The organism is Streptomyces sp. CRCS-T-1, assembly GCF_024442335.1.
In the GTDB taxonomy this organism is placed as follows: domain Bacteria; phylum Actinomycetota; class Actinomycetes; order Streptomycetales; family Streptomycetaceae; genus Streptomyces; species Streptomyces koelreuteriae.
On sequence record NZ_CP101651.1, the window covers coordinates 1,278,297 to 1,305,171 of the forward strand.

A 26,875-nucleotide genomic window follows, 5' to 3' on the forward strand; every position below is an offset into this window, starting at 1 on the left:
GCCATGACCGTACCGAACCCCACGACGTCCCTGTCCCCGGCCGAGCGCGCGGAGTCGGGCCGGGGCGCGCGGCGACGCGTGCCGCGTTCGTCGCACAGCCGGTTCGAGGCGGGACCGGAGCGGCCCGACCCCGTCGAGGTGGTGGAACGCCAGTCGGCCACCCGCGTACAGGAGTTGGTCCCGGTCCGCTACGGCCGCATGCTGGAGTCCCCCTTCCGCTTCTACCGGGGCGCCGCGGCGATCATGGCCGCCGATCTCGGGGCCGCCGCGGACACCGGACTCTGGGTGCAGCTCTGCGGGGACGCCCATCTGCTGAACTTCCGGCTGCTGGCCTCGCCGGAGCGCCATCTGGTCTTCGACATCAACGACTTCGACGAGACCCTGGCCGGGCCGTTCGAGTGGGACGTCAAGCGGCTGGCGGCCAGTTTCGCCATCGCGGGCCGGGCCAACGGCTTCGACGGCGCGGAGCAGGACGACGCGGTGCAGACGTGCGTACGCGCCTACCGGCAGCGGATGCGGGAGTTCGCCGGCATGCGCACCCTGGACATCTGGTACGCGCAGGACGACGCCGACCACATGCGGGAGCTGATGGCCAAGTCGATGTCCAAGGAGGCCAGGCGCCGCACCGCCGAGGCCACGGCGAAGGCCCGCACCCGCACCCACCTCCAGGCCTTCGCGAAGCTCACCGGGACCACGCCCGAGGGGCGGCGGATCACGGCCGACCCACCGCTGATCACCCCGCTGCGGGACCTGGTGAGCGACTCCTCGCCGCACGGCCAGGAGAAGGAGCTGCTCACCGTCCTGGAGGGATACGCGGAGAGCCTGTCGTCCGAGCGCAGGCATCTGCTGCGGCGCTATCGCCTGGTGGACATCGCCCGCAAGGTGGTGGGGGTCGGCAGTGTCGGCACCCGCTGCTGGATCGTGCTGCTGCTCGGCCGGGACGACGACGATCCCCTGCTGCTCCAGGCCAAGGAGGCACAGCATTCGGTGCTCGCCGCCCAGACCGGCGGGGACAGCTACGACAATCAGGGCCGCCGCGTGGTGGCGGGACAGCGGCTGATCCAGACGACCAGTGACATCCTCCTGGGCTGGACCCACGCCGTCGGCCTCGACGGACACGAGCGGGACTTCTACGTGCGCCAGCTGCGGGACTGGAAGGGCATCGCGCGGGCGGACACCATGGATCCGGCCATGCTCCGCCTGTTCGGGCGGCTGTGCGGGGCGAGCCTGGCACGGGCCCACGCCCGCTCGGGCGACGCCGTGGCCATCGCGGCGTACCTGGGAGGCAGCGACCGGTTCGACCGCGCGCTCGCCGCCTTCGCCCAGTCGTACGCCGATCAGAACGAGCGCGACTTCGAGGCACTGGGCGCGGCCGCCCGCTCCGGCAGGATCCGCACGGCGACCCTGTGACCCCCGCCCCCGCCCCTCTGGCCCGCTCACTCCGGCAGCTGGCGCATCTCCACGACCCTGAGCCCGAGCGACTGGAAGCGGGTCAGCAGCCCGTACAGGTGGGCCTCGTCGATGACGGGGCCGTACAGGACCGTCTGACCGGACATCACCACGTGATCCAGCTCCGGGAAGACCTTGGCCAGGGTCTCCGACATATGTCCGTCGACGCGGATCTCGTAGCGCATGAGCTGCTCTCCCGCGGGCGGGGTGGGGCGGGCCGTGCACGCCCTTCCCTTGCGATGGTCCGCCCCGGAGGGCCGTCCGCCCTCACCCGGCACAGGTGAACCTGAACCGGGTGCCTCATTCCTTCAGAATGATCTTGAGGACGACGATCAGCAGACCGAGCAGCAGGTTCACCGCGGCGGAGACGGCCATCTGCTTCCCCGACGCGCCGGCCCGGGCGGCCGCGGCCAACGACCAGCCGACCTGCCCCGCCACCGCCACACTGAGCGCCAGCCACAGGGTGCCCGGCATGTCCAGGGGCAGCAGCGGGCTGATCGCCACGGCGACGGCGGGCGGGACGGCGGCCTCCAGGATCGGCCACTCCTCGCGGCACACCTGCAGCACGGCCCGGCCGTTCACGGTCCCCTGGGCCAGACGCGCCCCGAAGAGCTGCGCGTGCACATGCGCGAGCCAGAACACCGCCCCGGTCATCAGCAGCAGCGCCACGAGTTCCACCCGGGGCAGCGAACCCAGGGTTCCGACGCCGATCACCACGGAGGCGGCGAGCATGGAGCCGTAGACGCCGCCGGTGTAGTCGGCCCGGGACCGCCGCTCGGCACCGTCGGCGGTGCTCTCCTTCGCCGTCGGGGCCCCGCTCACAGGAGCCGCCGTTCGCGCGCCCGGCGGACGGCGTCGCCGCGCCGGGTGACCGCGAGCTTGCGGTAGATGCTCTTGAGGTGGGTCTTCACGGTGTTCACGGACACATGGAGGTCGGCGGCGATCTCCTCCGTCGACCTCATCTCGGCCAGGCGCCGCAGGACGTCACGCTCGCGTGCGCTCAGCTCCTCGACGGCGAGCTCCGGGGGCTCGTCGGGTACGGCGGGCCCGGGGGCGCGGTGGTGGCCGGGGCCGGCCAGGAGCCAGCCGGCGGCCAGTTCCCGCGGCCGGCCGGTGCTCAGCAGCGGCCGGATCCAGGGGCCGGCTTCCAGGAACGGGCGGCGGAGCTGCTCGCGCCGGCCGTCCAGGAGGGCCCGGGCGACCAGGCGGCGGGCGGTGGCGGGGTCGCCGGTGCCGAGGGCGGCCCCGGCGCGGACCAGGGTGGCGCGGACGGTCAACGCCGGGCCGGGCCGGTCGTCCTCCGGCAGGTGGTCGAGCAGGTCGAGGGCCCCTTCGGGGTGGCCCGACGCGAGCCGGACGCGGGCCGCCTCGACCGCGCACGCCCGCCGATGGTGTGCCACCGGCTCCACGGCTTGCCGGGCCTGCTCGGGGTGCCCCTGGGCCAGGTGGGCGGCGGACGCCAGCAGGGCGGCGTGGTCCTGGGCCCACGGTGAGTTCACGGCGGTCTGTACGGTCGCCTCCGCCGCCGCCAGCGCGGCCCGGGCGTCCCCCCGGGCGAGGGACAGGCGCCCTCGGGTGAGGGTCCGCCCGGCCCGCACCACCGGGTCCTCGGCGAGCGGGCGGGAGGCGGCCGCTTCGTCGAGGAGCGCCTGCGCCGCGTCGAGTTCGTCGCGGTCGATGAGGACGGCGGCCAGGACCAGTGGGCCGATACCGGACCGGGAGTGCTGCGGGAGGCTGTACCGCTCGGCCTGGCCGGCCGCCGCCAGGGCCTTGTGCTCGGCCGGGCCGGGCCAGCCGCCCAGGTGGTCGATCAGTGCCAGGTGGCCGAGGGCCTCCCAGCGGGGCAGTGCCGTGGCCGCTCCGCCGGGAGCCGCGGCCACCGCCGACAGGGCGCTGCGGGCGTCGTCGAAGCGCCCGGCCCACAGACGCGCGGAGCCCAGATGGGTGAGCAGGAGGGCGGTGAGTTCCGGGTGCTCGTCGAGGAGCTCCCCGGGGACCTCCCGCTGGAGGTGCCTCGCCTGCTCGGCGGCGCGCTCCGCCCTGTCCGGGGAGCCGGTCAGCCGGGCCGCCAGGGCTTCCAGGAGGGCGAAGCTGAGCCGTACCGGGGCCGTATCGGCCGTATCGGCTCCGTCCCCGCCCAGTGCCTCCCCGGCCTGGCGCAGATGGGTGAGGCCCGGTTCGAGATCGCGCCGGCCCAGCTCGCGGGCGGCGCGCACGAGGTCGGGCGCCGGGCCCGTGACCTCGGGGCTCATCCGTGCGAACAGAGAGGACAGCTCCTCTGAGCGCAGCCCGGTGAAGAGCTGCCCGATCGCGAGATCGTCGACCACGACGCGGGCGGTGAAATCCCAGTCGTCCGCCGCGGCGCCCTGTACGAGCGCGTCGGGCAGGGCCCCGGATCGCCGCAGCCAGTGCGCGGCCCGGCCGCGCAGCTCCGGCTCCAGGCCGGGGAAGCGCTCCCTCAGGTGGGCGCGGAGGATCTCCGCGAACAGGGGGTGCAGGCTGTACCAGGAGTGGCCGAGGTAGTGGAGGAACGCGTTCTCGCGCTGCAGCCCGGCCAGGATCGGCTCCGCGTCGGTGCGCAGCGTCAGCGCGTTCACCAGGTCGGGGCAGCAGCGGTCCAGGACGCTGATGCGCAGCAGCAGGTCCTGGGTGCCGGGTGCCTGCCGGTCGAGCACCTCGGCCAGCAGGAAGTCGGCGACCGCGCTGTGGTCGGCTTCGAACTGCTTCAGATAGGTGTGCGGGTCCGCGTCCTGCCGGGCGGCCAGGGCGCACAGCCGCAGCCCCGCGGCCCAGCCCTGGGTGCGCTCCACCAGGGCCTGTACGGCGCCGGCCCGCAGGTGCAGCCCGTGCCGCGAGAGCAGTTCATGGGCCTCGTCGGAGGTGAAGGCCAGCTCGGCGTTCCGGATCTCCGTGACCTCGCCCGAGGCCCGGTAGCGGTGCAGCGGCAGCAGGGGTTCCGTGCGGGAGACGAGGACCAGGCGCATGCCTCGTCCGGCGTGGTGCAGGACGAACTGCAACTGCTCCGCGATCTCGGGGGAGGTCACCCGGTCGAACTCGTCGAGCACGACGACGGTGGTGTGGTCCCGGCGCTCCAGGCCGGCGGCCAGGCTGGTCAGCGTCCGCCGGTCCACATGGGCCGCCTCCGCCGGGCAGCCGACGTCGCCCGTCACCGGTACGCCGGCGGCGCGCAGTGCCTCCAGCAGATACGCCCAGAAGATCCCGGGGGCCTGGTCGGCGGTGTCGGCCGTGAGCCAGGCGACCGGTTCCGTGAGGCCGGCGGCCCAGTCGGCGACGAGGAGGGTCTTGCCGGCGCCGGCCGCCCCGTTGACCAGGGTCAGCGGCGTGCCGAGCGCCTGGTCGAGGTGGTGGGCCAGGCGGGCGCGGCGCAGGAACGTGGCGGGCCGCTTCGGCAGGGCGAACCGGGTGCGCAGCAGCGGATCGCCCGTGGGGTCGACGCCCGCGGACGCCGGTTCCGCACCGGTTTCCTCGGTCACGGCCATGGAGCCCACCTTGTTCGCCGTCCGACGGATCACAAGCAGCGCTCGTACCACCCAGGATCTCAAGCTTCACCCCCCTGCGCACGCCCACCCCCGGGCCGTGACCACCCGCGACGGGCGATGCGCGCGCGGGTCGGCCGGGGTTCGCTGAGGTGCACGCGCACCTTCTACGCAGCCGTGCGGTACGGCCCGGGCGGCTCGGAACGGGGGCAACCGACCATGTGCCGCTGGCTCGCCTACTCGGGCACCCCCGTGCTGCTCGACGACGTCCTCTACCGGCCGCAGCACTCGCTGATCGACCAGAGCCTGCACGCGCGGATGGGTGTCGAGACCACCAACGGCGACGGCTTCGGGATCGGCTGGTACGCGTGGCATCTGCGGACGCCCGCCGTCATCCGGGACACCGGTCCGGCCTGGAGCAACCGCAATCTGCGGGAGATCGCCGACCACGTCCGTTCGTCGCTGTTCTTCGCCCATGTGCGCGCCTCCACCGGGACGACCGTGCAGCAGACCAACTGCCACCCCTTCCGCCACGGACGCTGGCTGTGGATGCACAACGGGGCGATCGCCGGGTTCCACGATCTGCGCCGGGATCTCATGCTGACCGTGGACCCGGCGCTGTTCCCGGCGCTGGAGGGCACGACGGACTCCGAGGTGATGTTCCACGTGGCCCTCACCTTCGGGCTCGACGGCGACCCGCCGGGCGCGGTGGCCCGGATGGCGGGGCTCGTCGAGCGGCTGGGGCACGAGCACGGGGTGCCGCAGCCGCTCCAGATGACGGTGGCGGTGACCGACGGCGAACGGGTGTGGTTCTTCCGGTACTCCAGCGGCGGGGCCTCGCGGTCGCTGTACTACAGCAGCCGGGTGGACGACGTGCGCGCCCTCCACCCCGATCTCGCGTTCCTGCGGCATGTCTCCGAGGAGACCCGGCTGGTCGTGTCGGAGCCGCTGGGCGATCTGCCCGGTGTCTGGAACGCCGTACCGGAGAGCAGCTACGGCGTCATCCAGCCGGGCCGGGACCAGCTGCTGCGGGACTTCGAACCCGAGCCGGTCTGAGTGCGCGGGTGCCTCAGCGGAGCTGTGCGGCGAACACCTCGTAGGCCGGTGCGTCGAAGAGGACGAACCGGACCGCCTCGACGTCGGTCCGTGCCGCGCGCACCGTGTCCACCGCGATTCGGGCGGCGTCCTGCATCGGATAGCGGTAGACGCCGGTGGAGATCGCCGGGAAGGAGACCGTACGGGCGCCGAGTTCGTCGGCGACGCGGAGGGACTCGCGGTAGCAGGAGGCGAGCAGGTCCGAGCGGTCCTCGGTGGCGCTGTACACGGGGCCGACCGTGTGGATCACCCAGTGGGCGTCCAGGTCTCCGGCGGTGGTGGCGACGGCCTGCCCGGTGGCGAGGCCCTTGCCGTAGTGGGAAGCGCGCAGCTTGCGGCAGTCTTCGAGGATCGCGGGGCCGCCGCGCCGGTGGATCGCGCCGTCGACGCCTCCCCCGCCCAGCAGGGAGGAGTTGGCCGCGTTGACGATGGCGTCGACGCTCTCGCGGGTGATGTCGCCCTGGACCGCTTCGATGGTGGTCATGACTGCCGCAGTCGCCTCCAGACGGCCTTCGCCGCGTTGTGCCCCGACATGCCGTGCACCCCGGGGCCGGGCGGGGTCGCCGACGAGCAGATGAAAACGGCCGGATGGGGGGTGTGGTACGGGAACGGGGTCACCTTGGGGCGCAGCAGGAGCTGCAGTCCGGAGGCCGCGCCGGAGGCGATGTCTCCGCCGACGTAGTTGGCGTTGCGGGCGGCGAGTTCGGGCGGTCCTGCGGTGGCCCGGGCCAGGACACGGTCGCGGAACCCCGGGGCGAAGCGGTCCAGTTGGCGCTCGACGGCGTCGGTGAGGTCGCCGGTCCAGCCGTGCGGGACATGGCCGTAGGCCCAGAAGACGTGCTTGCCCGCCGGGGCCCGGCTGGGGTCGACGACGCTCGGCTGGACGGTGATCAGGAACGGCTTGTCGGGGGCCCGGCCCTCCCGGGAGGCCGCGCGCAGGGCGGTGCCGATCTCCTTGCTGTCAGCGCCGATCTGGACCGTGCCGGCGACGCGGGCCTCCTTCGCGGTCCACGGCACGGGCCCGTCCAGCGCGTAGTCGATCTTGAAGACGCCGGGGCCGTAGCGGTAGTCGGCGTAGTAGTCGCCGAAGCCGGCGATGCGGGCCAGGGCGGTGGGCGAGGTGTCAAAGACGTACGCCCGGGCCGGGGGGAGGTCGTCGAGGCGCTTGACCTCGTAGTCGGTGTGGACGCTGCCGCCGAGGTCGCGCAGATAGGCGGCGAGGGCGTCGGAGAGGGACTGGGAGCCGCCGCGGGCGACGGGCCAGCCGCGAGCGTGCGCCGCGAGGGCGAAGACCAGGCCGATGGCGCCGGTGGCGAAGCCGCCGAGGGGTGCCATGACATGCGCGACGAGACCGGCGAACAGCGTCCTGGCCGGTTCGTCGCGGAAGCGGCGCATCAGCAGGGTCGACGGGGGCAGTCCGACGAGGCCGAAGCGGGCGAGGGTGACCGGGTCGCGGGGCAGCGCGGTGAGCGGCAGGGACATGAAGTCCCGGGCCAGGGTGTCCCACTTGGGCAGGAAGGGCTCGACGAGCCTGCGGTACGCCCCGGCGTCGCGCGGCCCGAAGGAGGCTGCGGTCTCGCCCACCGACCGGGACAGCACGGCCGCCGTACCGTCCGGGAAGGGGTGTGCCATGGGCAGCTCGGCGTGCAGCCACTCCAGGCCGTACCGCTCCAGCGGCAGGGCGCGGAACGCCGGTGAGTTGATGCCGAGCGGGTGCGCCGCGGCGCACGGGTCGTGGTGGAAGCCGGGCAGGGTGAGCTCTTCGGTGCGGGCTCCGCCGCCCACGGTGCCCCGGGCCTCGAAGACCGCGACGGAGAAGCCGCGGCGGGCCAGCTCCACGGCCGCGGTCAGTCCGTTGGGTCCCGCACCCACTACGACGGCATCGAGCATCGACGGCACCTCTGACCCCTTCGTCAGCCGACGGCCACTGAAGGTCAGGATATGCCCGGGGACTGACAGTCACCGGCCGCGGGTGATTTCCGGCCTCGAAGAGGCCTGGAGGACCCCTGGAAGGCCTCTGGAGGCCGCCTGGAGCGCCGTCGAGCGACCAGGTGTGTACGGTCGGTGACCACTCACGCTCCGCCCGAGAGCAGTCCCGCCACATGCCGGGCCGTCGCCGCGTCGCGGGCCGCGGTGAAGGGGAGGTCGTTGCCGCCCGTGATGCGGAACGGCTCTCCCGTGCGGGTCAGGTGGGCGCCGCCCGCCTCCTCGACCAGGAGCAGCCCCGCGGCGTGGTCCCACGCGGCCTCCCAGGAGAACGCGACCGCGTCCGATTCGCCCCGGGCGATGGCGAGATACTCCAGTCCGGCCGAGCCGCACGGGCGCGGCGCGACCCCGTCGGTGCGCAGGCCGAGCAGGGCGTGCTTCTGTTCGTCCGTCGTGTAGTCGGGGTGGGAGGTGGCCACGCGGAGGTCCCGGCCGGGCTCCGGCACTCCGGCGAACAGCCGCTCGCCGTCGAGGTAGGCGCCCTTGCCGCGCCGGGCGGTGGCGAACTGCTCGCGGGCGGGCGCGTAGGTCCAGGAGGCGAGCACGGTTCCGCCGTGCGCCAGCGCGACCAGGGTGCAGAACCCGGCGTCGCCGTGCACGAACTGCCGGGTCCCGTCGACCGGGTCGACGATCCAGACCGGGGCGTCGCCGCATATCGCCTCGTACGACGCCGGGTTGGCGTGGACGGCTTCCTCGCCCACCACGACCGAGCCGGGCAGCAGCTCGGCCAGGACGTCGGTCAGGTACAGCTCGGCCTTGCGGTCGGCGTCCGTCACCAGGTCGTGCGGGCCGTTCTTCTCGTCCACCTCGTGCGCGGCGAGCCGGCGCCAGCGCGGCATGATCTCGGTCGCGGCGGCCTTGCGGATCGCCTCCTCGATCTCGGAGGCGTGCTGTACGAGAAACTCTTCGATGGTTTCGTTGCTGTCGATCACCCCTCCATGACAACACGCGCCACTGACAATGCCCGCATGCCGGGTGCACCCCGGGTGGCATGACGATGAACGATGGACGACGGCGGGTCCGCTCGGGCCGGGCGACGGCGGCCCCGCCGGATCACCGGCCGACCGCGTATCCCTGCATGCCGCGCGGGTTCGCCGCCGCCGACAGCACGCCCGTCTCCGGGTCCCGTGCGACGGCGCACAGCCGGCCCTCCGACCAGGGGCCGCCGACGGTCACCTCGTGGCCGCGCCGCCGCAGCTCGGCGACGACCTCCGGGTCGAAGCGGGACTCCACGGTGACGCTCCCCGGGCGCATGCCGCGGGGGTAGAAGGAGCCGGGGAAGCTGTCGTTGTGCCAGTTCGGGGCGTCGATCGCGCCCTGCAGGTCGGGGCCGCCGCGGACCCGGGCGCGCAGCGCGACCGCGAGGAGGAAGTGCAGCTGCCACTGGTCCTGCTGGTCCCCGCCCGGGGTGCCGAACGCCATGACGGGCACGCCCTCGCGCAGGGCGATCGAGGGCGTGAGCGTGGTGCGGGGGCGGCGACCGGGGGTGAGGGAGCCCGGCAGGCCCTCCTCCAGCCAGGTCATCTGGAGCCGGGTGCCGAGCGGGAAGCCCAGTTCGGGCACGACGGGGTTGGACTGGAGCCAGCCGCCGCTGGGCGTGGCCGAGATCATGTTGCCCCAGCGGTCGACGACGTCGAGGTGGCAGGTGTCGCCCCGGGTGGTGCCGTCGCCGAGGACCTCCGGTTCGCCCGGCACGGGGGACGTAGGGCTCTTGGCGACGGTCGGTTCGCCGGCGCCCAGGGCGTTGGAGCCCCCCGGGGCGGCGGCCGCCACGCGCGCGTGGGCGCACAGCCGCGGGGTGCGTCCGCCGGGGCTGCCGGGCCTGAGGTCGTGGTCGGACCGCTCGCCGACGAGGGCCCGCCGGGCCGTGTTGTACCCGTCGGACAGCAGGTCGTCGAGCGGCACGTCGGCGGCGTCCCCGTACCAGGCCTCCCGGTCGGCCATGGCGAGCTTGCAGCCCTCGACCAGGAGGTGGACGTAGTCGGCGGAGCCGTAGCGGGGCAGCTCGGGCGGGAGCAGGGCGAGCTGCTGGAGGAGGACGGGGCCCTGGCTCCAGGGGCCGGGCTTGCAGACGGTCCAGCCGTTCCAGTCGTACGTCACCGGCGTCTCGTAGGTCGCGGACCAGGCAGCGAGGTCTGCGGCGGTGAGGGTGCCGGTGTGGTGGGTGCCGCTGGTGTCCAGGGTGGGGCGCGCGGCCTGGCGTACGAGGGCCTCGGCGATGAATCCGGTGCGCCACACCTGCCGCGCGGCCTCGATCCGGGCCTCCCGGTCGCCGGCCCCGGCGGTCTCGCCGAGCAGCCGCTTCCAGGTGGCGGCGAGCACGGGGTTGCCGAAGAGCTCGCCGGGGCGGGGTGCCTTTCCGCCGGGCAGGTACACGTCGGCCGACGAGGTCCACTCCGTCTCGAACAGCTCGCGGACGGTCTCCACGGTCTCCCCGACGCGCTCCACGGGCGCGTGCCCGTGCTCGGCGTACCCGATGGCGTACTTCAGGACGTCGGCGAGGGACTTGGTGCCGTGGTCGCGCAGCAGCACCATCCAGGCGTCGAACGCTCCGGGCACGGCGGCGGCGAGCGGCCCGGTGCCGGGGACGAGGTCCAGCCCGAGGCCCCGGTAGTGCGCGACGTTCGCCCCGGCGGGTGCGACGCCCTGCCCGCACAGCACCCGCACCTCACCCCCGGCCGGCGCCAGCAGAATCGGCACCTCGCCGGCCGGACCGTTCAGATGCGGCTCCACCACATGCAGCACGAACGCGCCCGCCACGGCGGCGTCATAGGCATTGCCGCCGTCCTCCAGCACGGCCATCGCCGACTGGGAGGCGAGCCAGTGGGTTGAGGACACCATTCCGAAGGTGCCCTGGAGGGTCGGGCGGGACGTGAACATGTGGGCTGTCACCTCTCGTGGTCGTACGCCACCCGTCCCCTCCCCCTGTCGTGGCCCGGCCAAAACTTCGGCACCCTGCGTGCTCGCACGGCCAGGGCAAACCGCCCATCCGGTATCGGACCAACCGAAAACACGGCAGCGAACAGTGAGGCACCGTCACCACGCGGGCACGGAGCGAGTTCGCACTTCCGCCCCACAGGGAGTCGTGTGACACTGTCGTCCGTCCGCCGTGCGGGCCCGCTCCGCACCGTCCGTCCCCCACAGAAGGGCGCCGTGCGTTCCCTACCTCTGCCCCTGGCCCTGACCGCACGCCTGTCGCCGGTGGTCGTGCTCGCGACCATGGGCTGGGCGCTGTCGTCCGGTCCGCTCGCAGCGCCGCAGGCCGCCGAGCACACCTCGGCCGAAGAGAAGACCGAGACCCAGTCCGCGTCCGGCCCGTCCACGGAGACGGTGTCGCAGGCGTACGCGGCCGCTCCGGCGCCGTGCGAGAGCGTCGCCAAGAAGACGGTCGAGTCGCTGGTGCCGGGCGCCAAGTCGGCCGGGAAAGAGATCCCGTCCACGGACTCGAAGCTGCGCCGCACCTGCTCCTGGAACGCGCTCAAGGGCTACGACTACCGCTGGCTCGACGTGTCCTACGAGGTGCTGGAGTCGGACGAGGCCGCGCGCAAGGCCTACGCGAAGCACACCGAGGAGAAGAGCGGCGGCGGCGACGTCCCCGGCCTCGGCGACAGCGCGTACTCCATCGTCAACCTCTCCACCGAGGACAAGCAGGAGACCCGCGAGGGCCAGGTGTTCGTCAGCGTGTCCAACGCCCTGGTGACCATCACGTACAACGGCAGTGACTTCGAGTCGAAGAAGGCGCCCGCTACGGACACGATCAACAAGGGCGCCATCAAGGCCGCCAAGGAGGCGGTGGCCGCGCTGGAGGCCGAAGGCGGCCAGGGCTGATCGCCCTCCAGCGCACCCACCCGGGTCAGACCGTGGTCCGGTCCCGGCCCCGCAGCGCCATCAGCACCAGGTACAGCACCATCGACGTGCCCAGGCCCACCGCCCAGCCGTAGTCGGCCAGGTCGGCCAGTGCCGGGATCGGGCGGCCGTCGATCAGCGGCTTGAAGCTCGCGCCGCCGACGGCGAGGATGCCGCCGACCGCGAAGGCGACGACGGCCCGCCAGTTCCAGCCGCCCTCGTACCAGTAACGGCCGCCCGTGCGGTAGAGGTCGGCCAGGTCCAGGCGGGCGCGGCGCAGGATCCAGTAGTCGGCGATGAGGATGCCCGCGACGGTGCCGAGCAGACCGCCGACCAGGCCGAGCCAGGTGAAGATGTAGCCCTGCGGGTCGGAGTACAGCTTCCACGGGAAGATCAGCACACCGAGAACGCAGGTGGCGAGGGCGCCGGCCCGGAAACTGATCCTGCGGGGCGCGATGTTGGAGAAGTCGAAGGCCGGTGAGACCAGGTTGGCCGCGACATTGACCGACAGGGTCGCCACCAGGACCGTGACCAGCGCGAAGAGCAGGCCCACCGTGCTGTCCGTCTTGGCGGCGAGCTGTACCGGGTCCCAGATCGCCTCACCGTAGACGGCTTGTGAACCTGAGGTGACCATCACCGACAGGAAGGCGAAGAGCGTCATGGTCGTCGGCAGGCCGAGCGCCTGGCCCCGGGTCTGCGCCTTCTGGCTCTTGCCGTAGCGGGTGAAGTCGGGGATGTTCAGCGACAGCGTGGACCAGAAGCCGATCATGCCCATCAGGGCGGGTGCGAAGAGCTTCCAGAAGTCGGCGCCCCAGCCGAGCTTCGACGGCTGGTCGAACAGCGGGCCGAAGCCGCCCGCCTTGTCGCTCATCCACCACAGCATCACGAACGCGCCGACGAGCACGAAGGGCGCCGCCCAGTTCTCGAAGCGGCGGATCGTCTCCATGCCCCGGTAGATGATGACGACCTGCAGCGCCCAGAAGATCGCGAACGACAGCCACATGGTCCAGGCGTAGCCGCCGACCTTCGCGGCGTCCGTCCAGCCGGTGCCGATGAGCTTGCCGGCGAGGAAGTAGATGGCCTCGCCGCCGATCCAGGTCTGGATGCCGAACCAGCCGCACGCGACCAACGCCCGTACGACGGCGGGCAGGTTGGCCCCGCGGATGCCGAAGGAGGCACGGGCGAAGACCGGGAAGGGTATGCCGTACTTCGGTCCGGCGTGCCCGGTGAGCAGCATCGGTATCAGCACGATGACGTTGGCCAGGGCGATGGTGAGCACCGCCTGCTTCCAGTCCATGCCGACGGCTATGAGCCCGGAGGCCAGGGTCCAGGAGGCCGTGTTGTGGGCCATGCCGACCCACAGCGCGGAGAAGTTGTACGTGGTCCAGGTGCGCTTCTCGACGGGGACGGGCAGCAGGTCCTCGTTGGCGTAGGGACCGGTCGGTGCGGGGGCGCCCGGGGCGATCTCCACCCGGCCGTCGGCGAGGGTGACTTGGGAGGTCGGCGGTGGGGCCGTGGGAGCGGTATCGGTCATGTGCCAGGCCAATCAGGGGAGGTGGGACGGGAAAGGCCATGCGGGTGGCGCCGATGGGGGGTGCGCTCGGGAGCGTCCTGGGCCCCCTTCCCGGGCCGCCGGGAAGGGGGAGTGCGAAGGGTGATGCCGGGCGGGTGCGTGCGCGTGTGCGTGTCAGGAGTTGACGGCCGGGATGACCCGCGTCCCGTACGCGTCGATCACGGCCTCCTGTGCGTCGTGCATGTCGTAGACGGCGAACTGGTCCACGCCCAGCGCGCGCAGCGCGTTCAGCTTCTCGATGTGCCGCTCGGGCGGGCCGATCAGGCAGAACCGGTCGACGATCTCGTCCGGCACGAACTGGGTGTCGGGGTTGCCGCTGCGCCCGTGGTGGGAGTAGTCGTAGCCCTGGCGTGCCTTGATGTAGTCGGTGAGTTCCTCGGGCACCTGGGAGGAGTGCTCGCCGTACTTGGAGACCAGGTCGGCGACGTGGTTGCCGACCATGCCGCCGAACCACCGGCACTGCTCGCGCGCGTGGGCGAGCGCCTCGGGCGAGTCGTCCTCGGTGACATAGGCCGGGGCGGCCACGCAGATGGTCACCGCGTCGGGGTCCCGGCCCGCGGCGACGGCCGCGTCCTTCACGGCCTTGACCATGTACTCGGTCAGATACAGGTCGGCCAGCTGGAGGATGAACCCGTCCGCCTCCTCGCCGGTCATCTTCAGGGCCTTGGGGCCGTACGCGGCCATCCACACCGGTAGTTCGGCGCCCGGCTTGATCCAGGGGAAGCGGACGACGGTGCCGCCGCCGAGGTCGGCCTCCCCACCGCTGCCCAGGGCCCGGATGACCTTCATGGCCTCGCTGATCCGGGCCAGGGTGTTGGGCTTGCGGCCTGCCACGCGCATCGCGGAGTCACCGCGGCCGATACCGCAGACCGTGCGGTTGCCGAACATGTCGTTGAGGGTGGCGAAGGTGGAGGCGGTGACCTCCCAGGTACGGGTGCCCGGGTTGGTCACCATCGGCCCGACCTTCAGGCCGGTCGTGTTGGCCAGGATCTGGCTGTAGATCACGAACGGTTCCTGCCACAGCACGGCGGAGTCGAAGGTCCAGCCGTACGAGAAGCCGTTGCGTTCCGCGCGTTTCATCAGGCTGACGACCCGCGACGCGGGCGGGTCGGTCTGCAGGACGAGTCCGAAGTCCATCCGCACCACTCCCTAGTTGAGGTACTGACAGGTGGAACGCGGGGTGAAGACGCCGTGCCCGGCGTGTCCGGTGTACTCCCGCTCGGTGATGACGAGTTCGCCGCGCGAGAGGACCGTCTCGACCCGGCCGGTGGTGCGCTTTCCTTCGTACGCCGAGTAGTCGACGTTCATGTGGTGCGTCTCGGCGGACATGACCTGCTCGGCGTGCGGGTCGTAGATGACGACGTCGGCGTCGGCGCCCGGCGCGATGGTGCCCTTCTTCGGGTACATGCCGAACATCCGGGCCGGGGAGGCGCAGGCGATCTCGATCCAGCGGCGGCGGGAGATGTGCCCGTCGAGGACCGCCTGGTGGAGCAGGTCCATACGGTTCTCGACGCCCGGGAGGCCGTTGGGGATCTTGGAGAAGTCGCCGCGGCCGAGGTCCTTCTGGCCGACGAAGCAGAACGGGCAGTGGTCGGTGGAGACGACCTGGAGGTCGTTCGTGCGCAGGCCCCGCCACAGCGCGGCCTGGTGCTCCCGGGGCCTGAGCGGTGTGCTGCACACGTACTTGGCGCCCGCGAAGTCCGGCTCGGCGAGGTTGTCGGTGGACAGGAACAGGTACTGCGGGCAGGTCTCGCCGAAGACGGGCAGACCCTCGTCGCGGGCCCGGGCCAGCTCGGTGACCGCCTCCGTCGCCGAGACGTGCACGACGTACAGGGGCGCGCCGGCCACCTGCGCGAGCTTGATGGCACGGTGGGTGGCCTCGGCCTCCAGCAGGGCCTTGCGGACCTCGCCGTGGTAGCGCGGGTCGGTCTCGCCCCGGGCCAGGGCCTGTTCGACCAGGACGTCGATCGCGATGCCGTTCTCGGCGTGCATCATGATCAGGCCGCCGTTGTCGGCGGAGCGCTGCATGGCGCGCAGGATCTGGCCGTCGTCGCTGTAGAAGACGCCCGGGTAGGCCATGAACTGCTTGAAGGAGGTGACGCCCTCCTCCACCAGGTGGTCCATCTCCTTGAGCGTGTGCTCGTTGACGTCGGAGACGATCATGTGGAAGCCGTAGTCGATGGCGCAGTTGCCGTCGGCCTTGGCGTGCCAGGTGTCCAGGCCCTCGCGGAGGCTGTGCCCGACGCTCTGCACGGCGAAGTCGACGATCGTCGTCGTGCCGCCCCAGGCGGCGGCGCGGGTGCCGGTCTCGAAGGTGTCGGAGGCGAAGGTGCCGCCGAAGGGCAGCTCCATGTGGGTGTGGGCGTCCACGCCGCCGGGGATGACGTACTTTCCGGTGGCGTCGATGGTGCGCTCTGCTGTGAAGGCTTGGGCTGCGGGTGTGCCTGTGGCTGCGAGGGCGGCGATTCGGCCGTCCTCGATCAGGACGTCGGCGTGGATCTCGTCGGATGCGGTGATGACGAGGCCGCCGCGGATGACTGTACGGCTGCTCATGTCGTGATCGCTCCTCGCTGTGGGTCGGTGCGGGTCGTCAGTGGCTGATCGCGCAGTTCCCCGCGCCCCTCAGGGCACGTCCCCCACGGACGTCTCAGGGTGCTGTCAGTGGGCCGTACGCGCCCGGTGCGCGGTCCCTGTAGAACTGCCAGCGGTCGCGGACCTCTCGGAGTTTGGCCATGTCCAGGTCGCGGACGACCAGTTCGGGCTCCTTGTCGCTCGCGACCTCGCCGACGAACTGGGCCTCCGGGTCGACGAAGTACGAGGTGCCGTAGAAGTCGTTGTCGCCGTACTCCTCGACGCCGACGCGGTTGATCGCGCCGACGAAGTACTCGTTGGCGACGGCCGCCGCCGGCTGTTCCAGCTGCCACAGGTAGGCGGAGAGGCCGCGCGAGGTGGCGGAGGGGTTGAAGACGATCTCGGCGCCGGCGAGGCCGAGTGCCCGCCAGCCCTCCGGGAAGTGGCGGTCGTAGCAGATGTAGACGCCGACCTTGCCGACGGCCGTCTCGAAGACGGGCCAGCCGCTGTTGCCGGGGCGGAAGTAGAACTTCTCCCAGAAGCCGCGCACTTGGGGGATGTGGGTCTTGCGGTACTTGCCGAGGTAGGAGCCGTCCGCGTCGATCACGGCGGCGGTGTTGTAGAGGACGCCGGGCTGCTCCTCCTCGTACATCGGCAGCACCAGGACGATGCCGAGTTCCTTGGCGAGGGCCTGGAAGCGGCGGACGATGGGGCCCTCGGGGATCTGCTCGGCGTACTCGTAGAAGGCGGGGTCCTGGACCTGGCAGAAGTACGGTCCGTAGAACAGCTCCTGGAAGCACAGGACTTGAGCACCCTGCGCGGCGGCGTCGCGGGCCGCCTGCTCGTGGACCTGGATCATCGATTCCTTGTCGCCCGTCCAGGCGGTCTGGAAGACGGCGGCACGGATCACTGGGCTCATCGGGACCTCCGGTCGCTCGGTGTGCCGTGAGCCTAGGAAGTCGCGAGGCGCTCTTTGAGTTGCACCGTGTCACGTCTGGGGGCGTGCGGCGTGCCACCGTGTCACGCTGCCGTGGGTCCATGTTTCACCGCCGTTTTCCCAGGTGGTCACAGGTTTCACTGCTGTTGCGCGTCGTGTGCGAGGAGCGCGATGTGCACCGAGGCGGCCTGCTCGAAGTCGTCGAGGTCCACCCCGAGACGGACCTGTATCGCCTCCAGGCGGCGGTAGAGGGCCGGGCGGGAGACGTGGTGGAGCTGGGCCGTGCGGGACTTGTTGCGGCCGGTGGCGAGATAGGTGCGCAGGACGGACAGCAGATCCTCGTCGGTCTCGCACAGCAGCCCGTCCAGCTCCCGCTCCGCGAAGGACTGCACCTGCGGATCGTCGCGCAGGAGACGGATCAGACCGCGCAGATGGACGTCCTTGAGGCGGACGACCGGCGGGAGGTCGAGAACCGCCGCGGAGTCGGCGACCGCGTCCGCGACGTGCTGGGCCTCGCGCAGTCCCGCGGGTACGTCGTCCCAGTCGGCCCGGGGGTCGGCGGCGGCGACGATCGTGCGGGCCTCCGACCCGGACTCGGTGCGCAGCCGGGTCGCGAAGTGAGCGGCGAGGGCGCCCGCGTCCTGGTCGCGGGGGAGGCTGAGGAGTACGGCGGTGGCGCCGTCGGCGAGTTCGGCGACGAGTCCGGGCAGGCCCAGCAGCCTGAGCAGCCGGTCGAGGCGGCCGGTGTCGCCGTCGCGGACGACCAGCGGTACGAAGGTCCGCCGGTTGACGGGCAGTCCGGCGGCGCGGGCCCGGGGCAGCAGTTGCCGGGCCGGTACGACGCCGCTGACCAGGTCGGTCAGCAGGCCCTGCGCGGACTGCTCCTCCCAGGAGCACGCGGCTGTGCCGCCGAGCATGCGGTGCAGGACGAGGGCCTCGGCGGCGCGGTCGGCCAGCAGCCGCCCGGTGGCGGTGTCGCCGCGGTAGCCGCACAGCACGATGCGGCCCCAGCGCTCCCCGCGTCCGCCCAGTTCGGCCCGGATCCAGCCGTCGCCCTCGGTGCCGCCGGCCTGGCGGGCGATGCGTTCCCAGTCGCGCAGGACGTCGTCGACCGCGGGCCGCTCCCCCGCCGTGCCGAGGACGCGGTGGGCGAGGTTGGTGACGACGACCGGGCAGGCGCTGTGCCGGGCGACCTCGTCGAGGAGGCGTTGCAGCGGGGCGCCCGCGGTGATGAGGGCGGTGAGTTCGGTGCGGACGGCCTCGGAGAGGCTGACGGCGGCGAACTTGCGCCGCACGAGCCGTGACTGGACCTCCTCGGTGAGTTCGACGAAGGGGAAGGGCCGGTGCAGGACGACCATCGGCAGCCCGCACCGCTCGGCCGCCCGGCGCATCACGTCCGGGGCTGAGGGGAAGGCGCGGCCGAGTCCGAGGACGACGGCGGCGGCCTCCGCGCGGTGCAGGGACCGGACGTACTCGGCTTGCTTGTCCTCGTCACCGGCGAGCAGCACTCCGGTGGTGAGGACCATCTCGCCGCCGGTGAGCATCACGCCGACGTCGGCGGCCTCGGCGACGTGCACCCAGCGCACCTGCCGGTCCAGATGGCTCGCCCCGGCCACCACCTCGGGCTCCCCGGCGAGCACCCGCTCCAGGGTGAGGACCTGCCGGACCGACAGGGCGGGTTCCCAGGTGTCCGGGGTGGTGGCCATGGCGACTTCCCTTGCGTCGGTGCGCTGCTACCGGATGCTCCGCAGAGCGTTCTCGAGGATCGCGGCGCCCTCCTCGGCCTCCGCGACGTTGAGGGACAGCGGCGGGGCGACGCGCAGACAGCTGGTGTTGTGGCCGCCGCCCTTGCCGATCAGCAGGCCTCCCTCGCGGGCCGCCTCCAGGACGGCAGCGGCGGCCTGCGGATCGGCCTCGTCGGTGCCGGGCCTGGTCACCTCGATGCCGATCATCAGCCCGCGTCCGCGAACCTCCCGTACGGCCGGCACCTGCGCGGCGGCGGCCCGCAGCCGCTCGATGAGCAGGCCGCCGACCCGCCGGGCGTTGCCTTGGAGGTCGTGTTCCACGAGGTAGTTGAGGTTGGCGAGGCCCGCCGCCATGGTGATCTGGGTGCCGCCGAAGGTGGAGATGCTGTTGGAGTCCAGGCAGTTCATGATCTCGGAGCGGGCGACGACCCCGCCGATGGACATGCCGTTGCCGATGCCCTTGGCGAAGGTCATGAGGTCAGGCGGCCCATTCTGCCCGTGGGCCTGCCAGCCCCAGAAGTGCTCGCCGGTGCGGCCCCAGCCGGTCTGCACCTCGTCGGCGATCCACAGGATGCCGCGCTCGTTCAGCACTTCGCGGAAGGCGGCGTACAGCCCGTCCGGGGGTGAGGTGAAGCCGCCGACGCCCTGGATGGGTTCGGCGATCAGCGCGGCCGGTGGGCGGGTGTGGCCGAGCATGTCCTTCAGGTCCTCGACGCAGGCCGCGATGAACTCGGCGTCGCTCAGGTCCGCGTAGGGGCCGCGGGTGCGCACTCCGCCGTGGACGTAGAGCGTCTGCAGCGGGGAGAGCGAGGTCGGGGACCAGCCGCTGTTGCCGGTGATGCCGACCGAGCTGAAGGAACGGCCGTGGTAGCTGTTGCGCATCGCCAGGACCGTGTTGCTGCGCCGGTACGTCGTGGCCAGCAGCAGGGCGGTGTCGTTGGCCTCGGTGCCGGAGGTGGTGAAGAAGACCCGGGCGTCCGGGATGCCGCTCAACTGGGCGACACGCTCGGCGAGTTCGACCATGGGCCGGTTGAGGTAAAGGGTCGAGGAGTGGATGATCCGCGCGGACTGCTCGCTCACCGCCTTGGTGATCTCGGGCAGCGCGTGGGCGGTCATCGTGGTGAGGATGCCGCCGAAGAAGTCGAGGTACTTGTTGCCCTGGGCGTCCCAGACGTGGCGGCCCTCGCCGTGGGTGATCTCGAGGGGCTCCTCGTAGTAGAGGGCGAGCCAGTCGGGGAGCACGCCCCGGTGGCGGCCCAGCAGGTCGTCGGTCACGGCCGCACCAGCCCTTCGTACGCGTCGGGGCGGCGGTCGCGGTAGAAGGCCCACTGCTGCCGCACCTCCTCGACGAGGCCGAGGTCCAGGTCTCGGATGACGAGCTCCTCCTTGCTGTCGCTCGCGACGTCGCCGACGAACTGTCCGCGCGGGTCGACGAAGTACGACGTCCCGTAGAAGTCGTTGTCCCCGTACTCCTCCTGGCCGACGCGGTTGATCGCGGCGACGAAGTACTCGTTGGCGACGGCCGCGGCGGGCTGCTCCAGCCGCCACAGGTGGGACGACAGGCCCCGGTGGGTGGCGGAGGGGTTGTAGACGAGTTGGGCGCCCTTCAGGCCGAGCTCGCGCCAGCCCTCCGGGAAGTGGCGGTCGTAGCAGATGTAGACGCCGACCTTGCCGACGGCGGTGTCGAAGACGGGCCAGCCGAGGTTGCCGGGCTTGAAGTAGTACTTCTCCCAGAAGCCCTTGACCTGCGGGATGTGGTGCTTGCGGTACTTGCCGAGGTAGGAGCCGTCGGAGTCGATCACGGCCGCGGTGTTGAAGTAGAAGCCGGACTGCTCGACCTCGAACACCGGCACGACGATCACCATGCCGGTCTCGCGCGCGAGGGCCTGCATGCGCTGGACCGTCGGGCCGTCCGGGACGGGCTCGGCCCAGCGGTAGTGCTCGGGCTCCTGGACCTGACAGAAGTAGGGGCTGTTGAAGACTTCCTGGAAGCCGATGATCTGCGCGCCCCGGCGAGCCGCCTCGCGGGCGTGCTCCTCGTGTTTCGCCACCATGGACTCGGTGTCGCCGGTCCAGGTGGCCTGGACCAGAGCGGCACGTACGACGTTGGCCATGAGCTGCTCCTTCGACGCGACGTCTGCGTCTCTACGCCCGTAGAAGCGGACAGTAGAGCCACGAACGTAAGCCTCCGGCCCGGGCTTGCCAAGACCATCGTCCCCAACCCGCTGGGCGGAGCGCGATTCGCACTCCTGTGGGTGAGTCGCCCGGGGCACGGCGGCGGGGCTCAGGCGGGGAATCCGGCGACCCGGAGCGCGTGCACGAGATCCCAGCGGCGCTCGTCCGACACGCCCTGGGCGGCCGCCAGCAGGAGCGGTACCAGGCGCCGCGGATCCGGCTCGGCACTGCGGGCCGCCTCCTCGGGCGTGCGGGCTCTCACATACGCGTCGAGCAGCGCGCGCACCTCGCGGTGACGGCCCTCTGCGGCGAGCCCGAGGACGGCCGCGCCGACCTCGGCCGGGGGCCGGGCGACTCCCTGCCGCAGGATCTGCTGCCCGTCCGCCACCCGCCCGGCAGCGCCCAGTGCGTCCGCCGCGGCGACCAGGGCCCCCGCGGGCAGCGAGGCGGCCTCCCACAGCAGGGTCTGCCAGTCCGCGCCCAGCCCGGCCCGCTCCAGCTCGCCCGCGAGCAGCGGGAACCGGGCGGGCGGCGAGGACGTGAGCTCGACCAGCAGCACGTGCGCCTCCCCGCTGCGCCCCTCGGCACGCAGCCGCGCCAGTGCCCCGACGGTCCGCGTGACCTCCGCCCGGTCCGCCGCGCCGCCGGCCTCGCCCCGCGGCCCTACGTCCTGGACCGTGGCTTCCTCGGCGACCCCGGCGAACCGGGCACCCCGCCGGGTGCGGCCGGTGACGGGAACGGACTCGGGCAGCGTCGGCACGGCAGCGGGCGGCACGACGACGGGCATGGCCTCCTCCTCGTCCATCCCGGCGAACCGGGCACTGCCGCGCCGGCGTTTGCGCTGCTTGGGGGTGGGCTGTGGGGTGGCCTGAGGCTCGGGGGCTGCAACCGGGGCGGGAACGGCCCGTCCCGCCGGATGCTCCTGGGCGTCCCGCTCTCTCTCCGGGTCCGGGCCGGCGTCCGCATGCCGGGTGTCGTGCCGACCGGCGGTGCCGGACGCCGTCTGCTGGTGGGCAGGGTGCCATGGCGTGGCGGGGTCGTACGGACCGCCCGGGGCACGCTGCTCCCGGGGAGACGCTCCGTCGGCCGTGTCACCAACACCCTCGGCCGCACCGGCCCCGAACGCGGATGCGCCTGCCGCCGGTCTCGCGCCGCCGAACACATCGGCCGGACGGCTCGGGCCGTCGCCGAACGCACGGACGCCGCCACTGGACGCGCGGGATCCGTCCCCGACCGCACCAGCCCCGAACCCCGGTGCGCCCGCCGCCGGTCTCGCGCCGCCGAACACATCGCCCGGCCCGCTCGGGCCCGAGCCGCCGCGTGGAGCATCCGTCGGCGCCCCGCCGCCGGACACCGCCCCGGGAGCCCCTGGCGTCTGCCCACCACTCACACCCGCGGCAGCCCCCGGCATCTCCCCACCACGCACACCCGCGGCATGCCCTGAAGCCTCCCCGCCACGCGCACCCCCGGGTCGCCCCGAAGCAGCCCCGCCGCCCGCGGCCCCGGCTCCTCCCCCACCGCCGAAGGCCCCCGCACCCGGGACACCCCCCGGCCCGGCCACCGCACCCCGCCCCTCGAAGAAGGCGGCTGCGCCGCGGTCGTGGGCGTCCAGGCGGGTCATCCGGTCGCGCAGCTCCGCGCAGCGGGCCGTCGCGCGTTCGTGGTCGTCGTGAGCCCAGGCGAGGTCGAGGCGGAGGGTGTCGGCCTGTTCGCGGGTGGGGGCCGAGGCGAGGAGGCGGGTCAGGTCGGCCTGGCGTTCGGCGGCGTATCTCTGCTCCCGGAGCATGACGTCCAGCCGGTCCCCGAGGGCGTCACGGCCGCCCGGCCGGGCATCGTACGCGGCGAGCGCGGCGGCGTGCAGGCTCCGGGCGTGTTCCGTCTCCGGGCCCGCGCCCCCGGGGCCGTACTGCCCGGCGAGGTCCTGCAGCAGCGCCTCCACCACGTCCCAGGGCGGCACCTCCTGCCCGTCGAGGCAGGCCCGCATGCCCTCCGGGTCGCGCTGCCAGAAGACCGCGCACCAGCCGCCGGACGCATCGAGGCGTGCCAGCAGACCATCCAGGTAGTTCGCGAACTCCCGGACCCTGCCCGGGAGTTGATCCGCTGCCATCGCTCAACTCCCGCCAGACCGGAGCGCTCCGCCCAGTAGGCAACACCAGTCGTGTTACGGGAGTGCTACGGGGAGTTTTCGCGCGCGACGCGGGAGCCTCAGCGCCAGGACGTCAGACCGGTGCAGGCGCGCACCGCTGCGCCACTTCGTCCATGGACAGCCCGAGCACGCCGGCCAGCGCGGCGACCGTGAAGAAGGCCGGGGTCGGGGCCCGCCCGGTCTCGATCTTGCGGAGGGTCTCGGCGGAGATGCCCGCGTCCGCGGCGATCTCCGTCATGCTCCGGTCGCCACGCGCCTCACGCAGCAGCCGACCCAGCCGCTCGCCGCGTTCGCGCTCTTCAGGGGTGAGAGGGGTGCGCACCATGCCCCCATTCTAATACCGGTATAGTAATTGGCATGGTGGAACTCAAGACCGACACATCGATCGATGCCATGTACGAAGCGGGCCAGGTCGTCGCCCGCGCCCTGACCGCCGCCCGAAGAGCCGCCGACGTGGGCGTCTCCCTGCTGGAACTGGACGAGGTGGCGCACGACGTGCTGCGCGAGGCGGGCGCCACCTCACCGTTCCTCGGGTACCGCCCCTCCTTCGCCCCGACCCCCTTCCCCGCCGTCCTGTGCACCTCGGTCAACGACGCGATCGTGCACGGCGTCCCGGACCGCTACCGCCTGCGCGACGGCGACCTCGTCTCCCTCGACTTCGGCGCCGAACTGGGCGGCTGGGTCGGCGACTCGGCGCTCAGCTTCGTCGTCGGCACCCCGCGCAAGGGCGATCCGCGTCTGGTCGAGACCGTGGAGCGGGCCCTCGCGGCGGGCATCGAGGCCGCCGTCGTGGGCAACCGCATCGGCGACATCGCGCACGCGATCGGCACGGTGTGCCGCGGCGCCGGCTACGGCATCCCGGACGGCTTCGGCGGCCACGGCATCGGCCGCCGCATGCACGAGGACCCGGGGGTGCCGAACGAGGGCCGGCCGGGACGGGGCATGCGCCTGCGGCACGGGATGGTGCTGGCGATCGAGCCCATGGTCATCGGGGGCGGCACGGACGACTATCACGCGGCTCCCGACGGCTGGACGCTGAAGACGAACGACGGCTCCCGCGCGGCCCACGCGGAGCACACGGTGGCGATCACGGATGCCGGACCGAGGATCCTGACCGCGCGCTGAACCACGCCCCGGAGGTCCGGATCCTACGGAAATGTCCCGAAGGTGCCCGCCGCCGACGATCGTGCGAAGGTGTTCTACGAGCGCGCCCCAGGTGTAACCGGCTGCCACCCGGGTTACCCGGCCCCGGCACGTCGACCAGCGAGGGTGTCCCCCGCCCGGGCGCCGGGGACGCCGGGAACGGAAGGCCCATGAGCAGCGGCTTCACCAGCCCGGAGGGCTACGGCTCGGACCCCTTCGGAGAATTCCTCGCACGCTTCTTCGGCGGACCGCGACCGGGGCCCCGGCAGATCGACCTCGGGCGGCTGCTCAGCCAGCCGGCCCGTGAGCTCGTCCGGGGCGCCGCCCAGTACGCCGCCGAGCACGGCAGCCGGGACCTCGACACGGAGCATCTGCTGCGGGCGGCGCTCGGCACCGAGCCCACCCGGACCCTGCTCAGCAAGGCCGGGGCCAACCCCGACTCGCTGGCGTCGCAGATCGACGACCGGTCGGGCCCGGCCCAGCACGGCCCCGAGGACACGCCGCCGCCGACCACGCTGTCCCTCACCCCGGCCGCCAAACGGGCGCTGCTGGACGCGCACGACATGGCCCGGGCCCGCGGCTACGGCTACATCGGCCCGGAGCATGTGCTCAGCGCCCTGGCCTCGAACCCCGATTCGGCCGCCGGGCACATCCTGAACGCGGCCCGCTTCGCGCCCTCGGCCCCGCCCGAGGCGCCGGAGGTCCCGCAGGCCGAGCGGCCGCGCCCGACGAACACGCCGACCCTGGACAAGTACGGCCGCGACCTCACCGAACTGGCCCGGCAGGGGCGGATCGACCCGGTGATCGGCCGCGACGAGGAGATCGAGCAGACCGTCGAGGTCCTCTCCCGCCGCGGCAAGAACAACCCGGTGCTGATCGGTGACGCGGGCGTCGGCAAGACCGCCGTCGTCGAGGGGCTGGCGCAGCGCGTCTCCGAGGGGGACGTGCCCGACATACTGATCGGCCGCCGCGTGGTCGCCCTGGACCTGACGGGCGTCGTCGCGGGCACCCGCTACCGGGGTGACTTCGAGGAGCGGATGAACAACATCGTCAGTGAGATCCGCGCCCACTCCGAGCAGTTGATCATCTTCATCGACGAGCTGCACACGGTCGTGGGCGCCGGTTCCGGTGGCGGCGACGGCAGTTCGCTGGACGCCGGCAACATCCTCAAGCCGGCCCTCGCCCGCGGGGAGCTGCACATCGTGGGCGCCACCACCCTGGAGGAGTACCGCCGGATCGAGAAGGACGCCGCGCTGGCCCGCCGCTTCCAGCCGATCATGGTCCCGGAGCCCACTCCCGCGGACACGATCGAGATCCTGCGCGGCCTGCGGGACCGCTACGAGGCCCACCACCAGGTCCGCTACACCGACGGCGCGCTGGTGGCGGCCGTGGAGCTGTCCGACCGCTATCTCACCGACCGCCGCCTGCCGGACAAGGCCATCGACCTGATCGACCAGGCCGGTGCCCGGGTGCGGCTGCGGGCGCGGACCAAGGGCACGGACGTACGGGCCCTGGAGCGGGAGCTGGAGCAACTGACCCTGGACAAGGACCAGGCGGTCGCGGACGAGAGCTACGAGCAGGCCACCCAGTTGCGCGACCGGATCCTGGACGTCAAGCAGCGGATCGCCCAGGCCGGTGGCGAGAGCGAGATCGACGAGGGCCAGGACCTCGTCGTCGAGGCCGAGTCGATCGCCGAGGTGGTGTCCCGCCAGACCGGCATCCCGGTCAGCAGCCTCACCCAGGAGGAGAAGGACCGGCTGCTGGGCCTGGAGGAGCATCTGCATCAGCGGGTGGTCGGCCAGGACGAGGCCGTGCGGGTCGTCTCCGACGCGGTGGTGCGCTCCCGGGCCGGTCTGGCCAGCCCCGACCGGCCGATCGGCAGCTTCCTCTTCCTCGGCCCGACCGGGGTCGGCAAGACCGAACTGGCCCGGGCGCTCGCCGAGGCCCTGTTCGGCAGCGAGGACCGCATGGTCCGCCTCGACATGAGCGAGTACCAGGAGCGGCACACCGTCAGCCGCCTGATCGGCGCCCCGCCCGGCTACGTCGGCCACGAGGAGGCCGGGCAGCTCACCGAGGTCGTCCGCCGCCACCCGTACTCGCTGCTCCTCCTCGACGAGGTGGAGAAGGCGCACCCGGACGTCTTCAACATCCTGCTGCAGGTCCTCGACGACGGGCGGCTGACCGACTCCCAGGGCCGCACGGTGGACTTCACCAACACCGTCATCGTGATGACCAGCAACCTCGGCTCCGAGGCGATCACCCGCCGCGGCGCCACGATGGGCTTCGCCTCGGGCGACGCCGACGCGGACGAGGAGGCCCGGCGCGAGCAGATCCTGCGCCCGCTGCGCGAGCACTTCCGCCCCGAGTTCCTCAACCGCATCGACGAGATCGTCGTCTTCCGCCAGCTCACCACCGACCAGCTGCGCCGGATCACCAACCTCCTGCTGGACCGCACCCGTTCCCTCGTCCAGGAGAAGGGCATCACGGTGACCTTCACCGACCGAGCGGTGGAATGGCTGGCCGACCACGGCTATCAGCCCGAGTACGGCGCCCGCCCGCTGCGCCGCACGATCCAACGCGAGGTGGACAACGAACTGTCCCGACTGCTGCTGGACGGCAGGGTGGAGGAAGGCGGCCAGGTCACGGTGGACACCGAGGACGGCCACTTGACGTTCCAAACGCAGAGTTCAGCAGCCCCCTCTTAGGGGCGCG

General features: G+C 72.5%; 21 protein-coding genes. 5 read left to right on the top strand and 16 right to left on the bottom strand.

Annotation, left to right across the window (positions count from 1 at the left end):
- The first annotated feature begins 3 nt into the window (after positions 1-3).
- The gene (locus tag NNW99_RS05700; protein ID WP_215117601.1) at positions 4-1,410 is read left to right on the top strand and encodes a DUF2252 domain-containing protein; all 1,407 of its coding nucleotides are present in this window, start codon (positions 4-6) and stop codon (positions 1,408-1,410) included.
- 26 nt (positions 1,411-1,436) lie between these two features.
- Here NNW99_RS05700 and NNW99_RS05705 read toward each other — a convergent pair whose 3' ends face one another.
- The 3 genes from NNW99_RS05705 to NNW99_RS05715 all read right to left on the bottom strand — a co-directional run bounded on the left by NNW99_RS05705 (position 1,437) and on the right by NNW99_RS05715 (position 4,949).
- Positions 1,437-1,634: a hypothetical protein gene (locus tag NNW99_RS05705; RefSeq protein WP_215117602.1), complete on the bottom strand. Its 198-nt coding sequence runs from the start codon at positions 1,632-1,634 to the stop codon at positions 1,437-1,439.
- 115 nt (positions 1,635-1,749) lie between these two features.
- Complete coding sequence (locus NNW99_RS05710) at positions 1,750-2,271, bottom strand: hypothetical protein (protein ID WP_215117603.1); 522 nt, start codon at positions 2,269-2,271, stop codon at positions 1,750-1,752.
- Positions 2,268-4,949, bottom strand: coding sequence for a LuxR C-terminal-related transcriptional regulator (locus NNW99_RS05715; protein WP_215117604.1), 2,682 nt, complete (start codon positions 4,947-4,949; stop codon positions 2,268-2,270). Before NNW99_RS05715 ends, NNW99_RS05710 begins: the two co-directional genes overlap by 4 nt.
- Positions 4,950-5,165: 216 nt before the next feature.
- Between NNW99_RS05715 and NNW99_RS05720 the strand changes: the two genes are divergently transcribed.
- Complete coding sequence (locus tag NNW99_RS05720; protein ID WP_215117605.1) at positions 5,166-6,002, top strand: class II glutamine amidotransferase; 837 nt, start codon at positions 5,166-5,168, stop codon at positions 6,000-6,002.
- 13 nt (positions 6,003-6,015) lie between these two features.
- Here NNW99_RS05720 and NNW99_RS05725 read toward each other — a convergent pair whose 3' ends face one another.
- From NNW99_RS05725 to NNW99_RS05740, 4 genes are all read right to left on the bottom strand, one after another.
- Positions 6,016-6,525, bottom strand: a complete 510-nt coding sequence (locus NNW99_RS05725; protein ID WP_215117606.1) for an O-acetyl-ADP-ribose deacetylase — start codon at positions 6,523-6,525, stop codon at positions 6,016-6,018.
- Positions 6,522-7,931, bottom strand: coding sequence for an NAD(P)/FAD-dependent oxidoreductase (locus tag NNW99_RS05730; protein WP_215117607.1), 1,410 nt, complete (start codon positions 7,929-7,931; stop codon positions 6,522-6,524). Before NNW99_RS05730 ends, NNW99_RS05725 begins: the two co-directional genes overlap by 4 nt.
- A gap of 182 nt (positions 7,932-8,113) precedes the next feature.
- Complete coding sequence (locus tag NNW99_RS05735; RefSeq protein WP_215117608.1) at positions 8,114-8,959, bottom strand: inositol monophosphatase family protein; 846 nt, start codon at positions 8,957-8,959, stop codon at positions 8,114-8,116.
- A gap of 121 nt (positions 8,960-9,080) precedes the next feature.
- A complete protein-coding gene (locus NNW99_RS05740) occupies positions 9,081-10,907 on the bottom strand; it encodes a gamma-glutamyltransferase family protein (protein WP_215117609.1) in 1,827 nt (608 codons plus the stop codon).
- Between the two features lie 273 nt (positions 10,908-11,180).
- Here NNW99_RS05740 and NNW99_RS05745 point away from each other — a divergent pair, with 273 nt between their 5' ends.
- Entirely contained in the window at positions 11,181-11,855 is a 675-nt protein-coding gene (locus NNW99_RS05745; RefSeq protein ID WP_215117610.1) for a hypothetical protein, read from the top strand.
- Between the two features lie 25 nt (positions 11,856-11,880).
- Here NNW99_RS05745 and NNW99_RS05750 read toward each other — a convergent pair whose 3' ends face one another.
- From NNW99_RS05750 to NNW99_RS05790, 9 genes are all read right to left on the bottom strand, one after another.
- Complete coding sequence (locus NNW99_RS05750) at positions 11,881-13,407, bottom strand: NCS1 family nucleobase:cation symporter-1 (protein ID WP_215117611.1); 1,527 nt, start codon at positions 13,405-13,407, stop codon at positions 11,881-11,883.
- Positions 13,408-13,560: 153 nt separating this feature from the next.
- The gene (locus NNW99_RS05755) at positions 13,561-14,583 is read right to left on the bottom strand and encodes a TIGR03842 family LLM class F420-dependent oxidoreductase (RefSeq protein WP_215117612.1); all 1,023 of its coding nucleotides are present in this window, start codon (positions 14,581-14,583) and stop codon (positions 13,561-13,563) included.
- Between the two features lie 12 nt (positions 14,584-14,595).
- Positions 14,596-15,999, bottom strand: coding sequence for a dihydropyrimidinase (gene hydA / locus NNW99_RS05760; RefSeq protein ID WP_215117613.1), 1,404 nt, complete (start codon positions 15,997-15,999; stop codon positions 14,596-14,598).
- A gap of 94 nt (positions 16,000-16,093) precedes the next feature.
- Positions 16,094-16,936, bottom strand: a complete 843-nt coding sequence (locus NNW99_RS05765) for a nitrilase-related carbon-nitrogen hydrolase (protein ID WP_215117614.1) — start codon at positions 16,934-16,936, stop codon at positions 16,094-16,096.
- 155 nt (positions 16,937-17,091) lie between these two features.
- Positions 17,092-18,660 carry a PucR family transcriptional regulator gene (locus NNW99_RS05770; protein WP_215117615.1) on the bottom strand — a complete coding sequence of 523 codons (1,569 nt, stop codon included), beginning with the start codon at positions 18,658-18,660 and terminating at the stop codon, positions 17,092-17,094.
- A gap of 27 nt (positions 18,661-18,687) precedes the next feature.
- The gene (locus NNW99_RS05775; RefSeq protein ID WP_215117616.1) at positions 18,688-19,974 is read right to left on the bottom strand and encodes an aspartate aminotransferase family protein; all 1,287 of its coding nucleotides are present in this window, start codon (positions 19,972-19,974) and stop codon (positions 18,688-18,690) included.
- Positions 19,971-20,813: a nitrilase-related carbon-nitrogen hydrolase gene (locus NNW99_RS05780; protein ID WP_215117617.1), complete on the bottom strand. Its 843-nt coding sequence runs from the start codon at positions 20,811-20,813 to the stop codon at positions 19,971-19,973. Before NNW99_RS05780 ends, NNW99_RS05775 begins: the two co-directional genes overlap by 4 nt.
- Positions 20,814-20,983: 170 nt before the next feature.
- Positions 20,984-22,981, bottom strand: coding sequence for a hypothetical protein (locus NNW99_RS05785; RefSeq protein ID WP_215117618.1), 1,998 nt, complete (start codon positions 22,979-22,981; stop codon positions 20,984-20,986).
- Between the two features lie 112 nt (positions 22,982-23,093).
- Complete coding sequence (locus NNW99_RS05790; protein ID WP_215117619.1) at positions 23,094-23,345, bottom strand: helix-turn-helix domain-containing protein; 252 nt, start codon at positions 23,343-23,345, stop codon at positions 23,094-23,096.
- Between the two features lie 32 nt (positions 23,346-23,377).
- On the opposite strand from NNW99_RS05790, the gene map reads away from it, so the two are divergent.
- Positions 23,378-24,145, top strand: coding sequence for a type I methionyl aminopeptidase (gene map, locus NNW99_RS05795; RefSeq protein ID WP_215117620.1), 768 nt, complete (start codon positions 23,378-23,380; stop codon positions 24,143-24,145).
- A gap of 188 nt (positions 24,146-24,333) precedes the next feature.
- Positions 24,334-26,868: an ATP-dependent Clp protease ATP-binding subunit gene (locus NNW99_RS05800; protein ID WP_285439939.1), complete on the top strand. Its 2,535-nt coding sequence runs from the start codon at positions 24,334-24,336 to the stop codon at positions 26,866-26,868.
- The last annotated feature ends 7 nt before the right edge of the window (positions 26,869-26,875 follow it).

Coding starts and splice junctions, on each gene's coding strand:
- NNW99_RS05785 (WP_215117618.1), bottom strand. CDS start 22,981: ATGGCAGCGGATCAACTCCCGGGCAGGGTCCGGGAGTTCGCGAACTAC.
- NNW99_RS05800 (WP_285439939.1), top strand. CDS start 24,334: ATGAGCAGCGGCTTCACCAGCCCGGAGGGCTACGGCTCGGACCCCTTC.
- NNW99_RS05765 (WP_215117614.1), bottom strand. CDS start 16,936: ATGAGCCCAGTGATCCGTGCCGCCGTCTTCCAGACCGCCTGGACGGGC.
- NNW99_RS05730 (WP_215117607.1), bottom strand. CDS start 7,931: ATGCTCGATGCCGTCGTAGTGGGTGCGGGACCCAACGGACTGACCGCG.
- NNW99_RS05755 (WP_215117612.1), bottom strand. CDS start 14,583: ATGGACTTCGGACTCGTCCTGCAGACCGACCCGCCCGCGTCGCGGGTC.
- NNW99_RS05715 (WP_215117604.1), bottom strand. CDS start 4,949: ATGGCCGTGACCGAGGAAACCGGTGCGGAACCGGCGTCCGCGGGCGTC.
- NNW99_RS05740 (WP_215117609.1), bottom strand. CDS start 10,907: ATGTTCACGTCCCGCCCGACCCTCCAGGGCACCTTCGGAATGGTGTCC.
- NNW99_RS05700 (WP_215117601.1), top strand. CDS start 4: ATGACCGTACCGAACCCCACGACGTCCCTGTCCCCGGCCGAGCGCGCG.
- map (WP_215117620.1), top strand. CDS start 23,378: ATGGTGGAACTCAAGACCGACACATCGATCGATGCCATGTACGAAGCG.
- NNW99_RS05705 (WP_215117602.1), bottom strand. CDS start 1,634: ATGCGCTACGAGATCCGCGTCGACGGACATATGTCGGAGACCCTGGCC.
- NNW99_RS05780 (WP_215117617.1), bottom strand. CDS start 20,813: ATGGCCAACGTCGTACGTGCCGCTCTGGTCCAGGCCACCTGGACCGGC.
- NNW99_RS05770 (WP_215117615.1), bottom strand. CDS start 18,660: ATGGCCACCACCCCGGACACCTGGGAACCCGCCCTGTCGGTCCGGCAG.
- NNW99_RS05750 (WP_215117611.1), bottom strand. CDS start 13,407: ATGACCGATACCGCTCCCACGGCCCCACCGCCGACCTCCCAAGTCACC.
- NNW99_RS05790 (WP_215117619.1), bottom strand. CDS start 23,345: ATGGTGCGCACCCCTCTCACCCCTGAAGAGCGCGAACGCGGCGAGCGG.
- hydA (WP_215117613.1), bottom strand. CDS start 15,999: ATGAGCAGCCGTACAGTCATCCGCGGCGGCCTCGTCATCACCGCATCC.
- NNW99_RS05725 (WP_215117606.1), bottom strand. CDS start 6,525: ATGACCACCATCGAAGCGGTCCAGGGCGACATCACCCGCGAGAGCGTC.
- NNW99_RS05720 (WP_215117605.1), top strand. CDS start 5,166: ATGTGCCGCTGGCTCGCCTACTCGGGCACCCCCGTGCTGCTCGACGAC.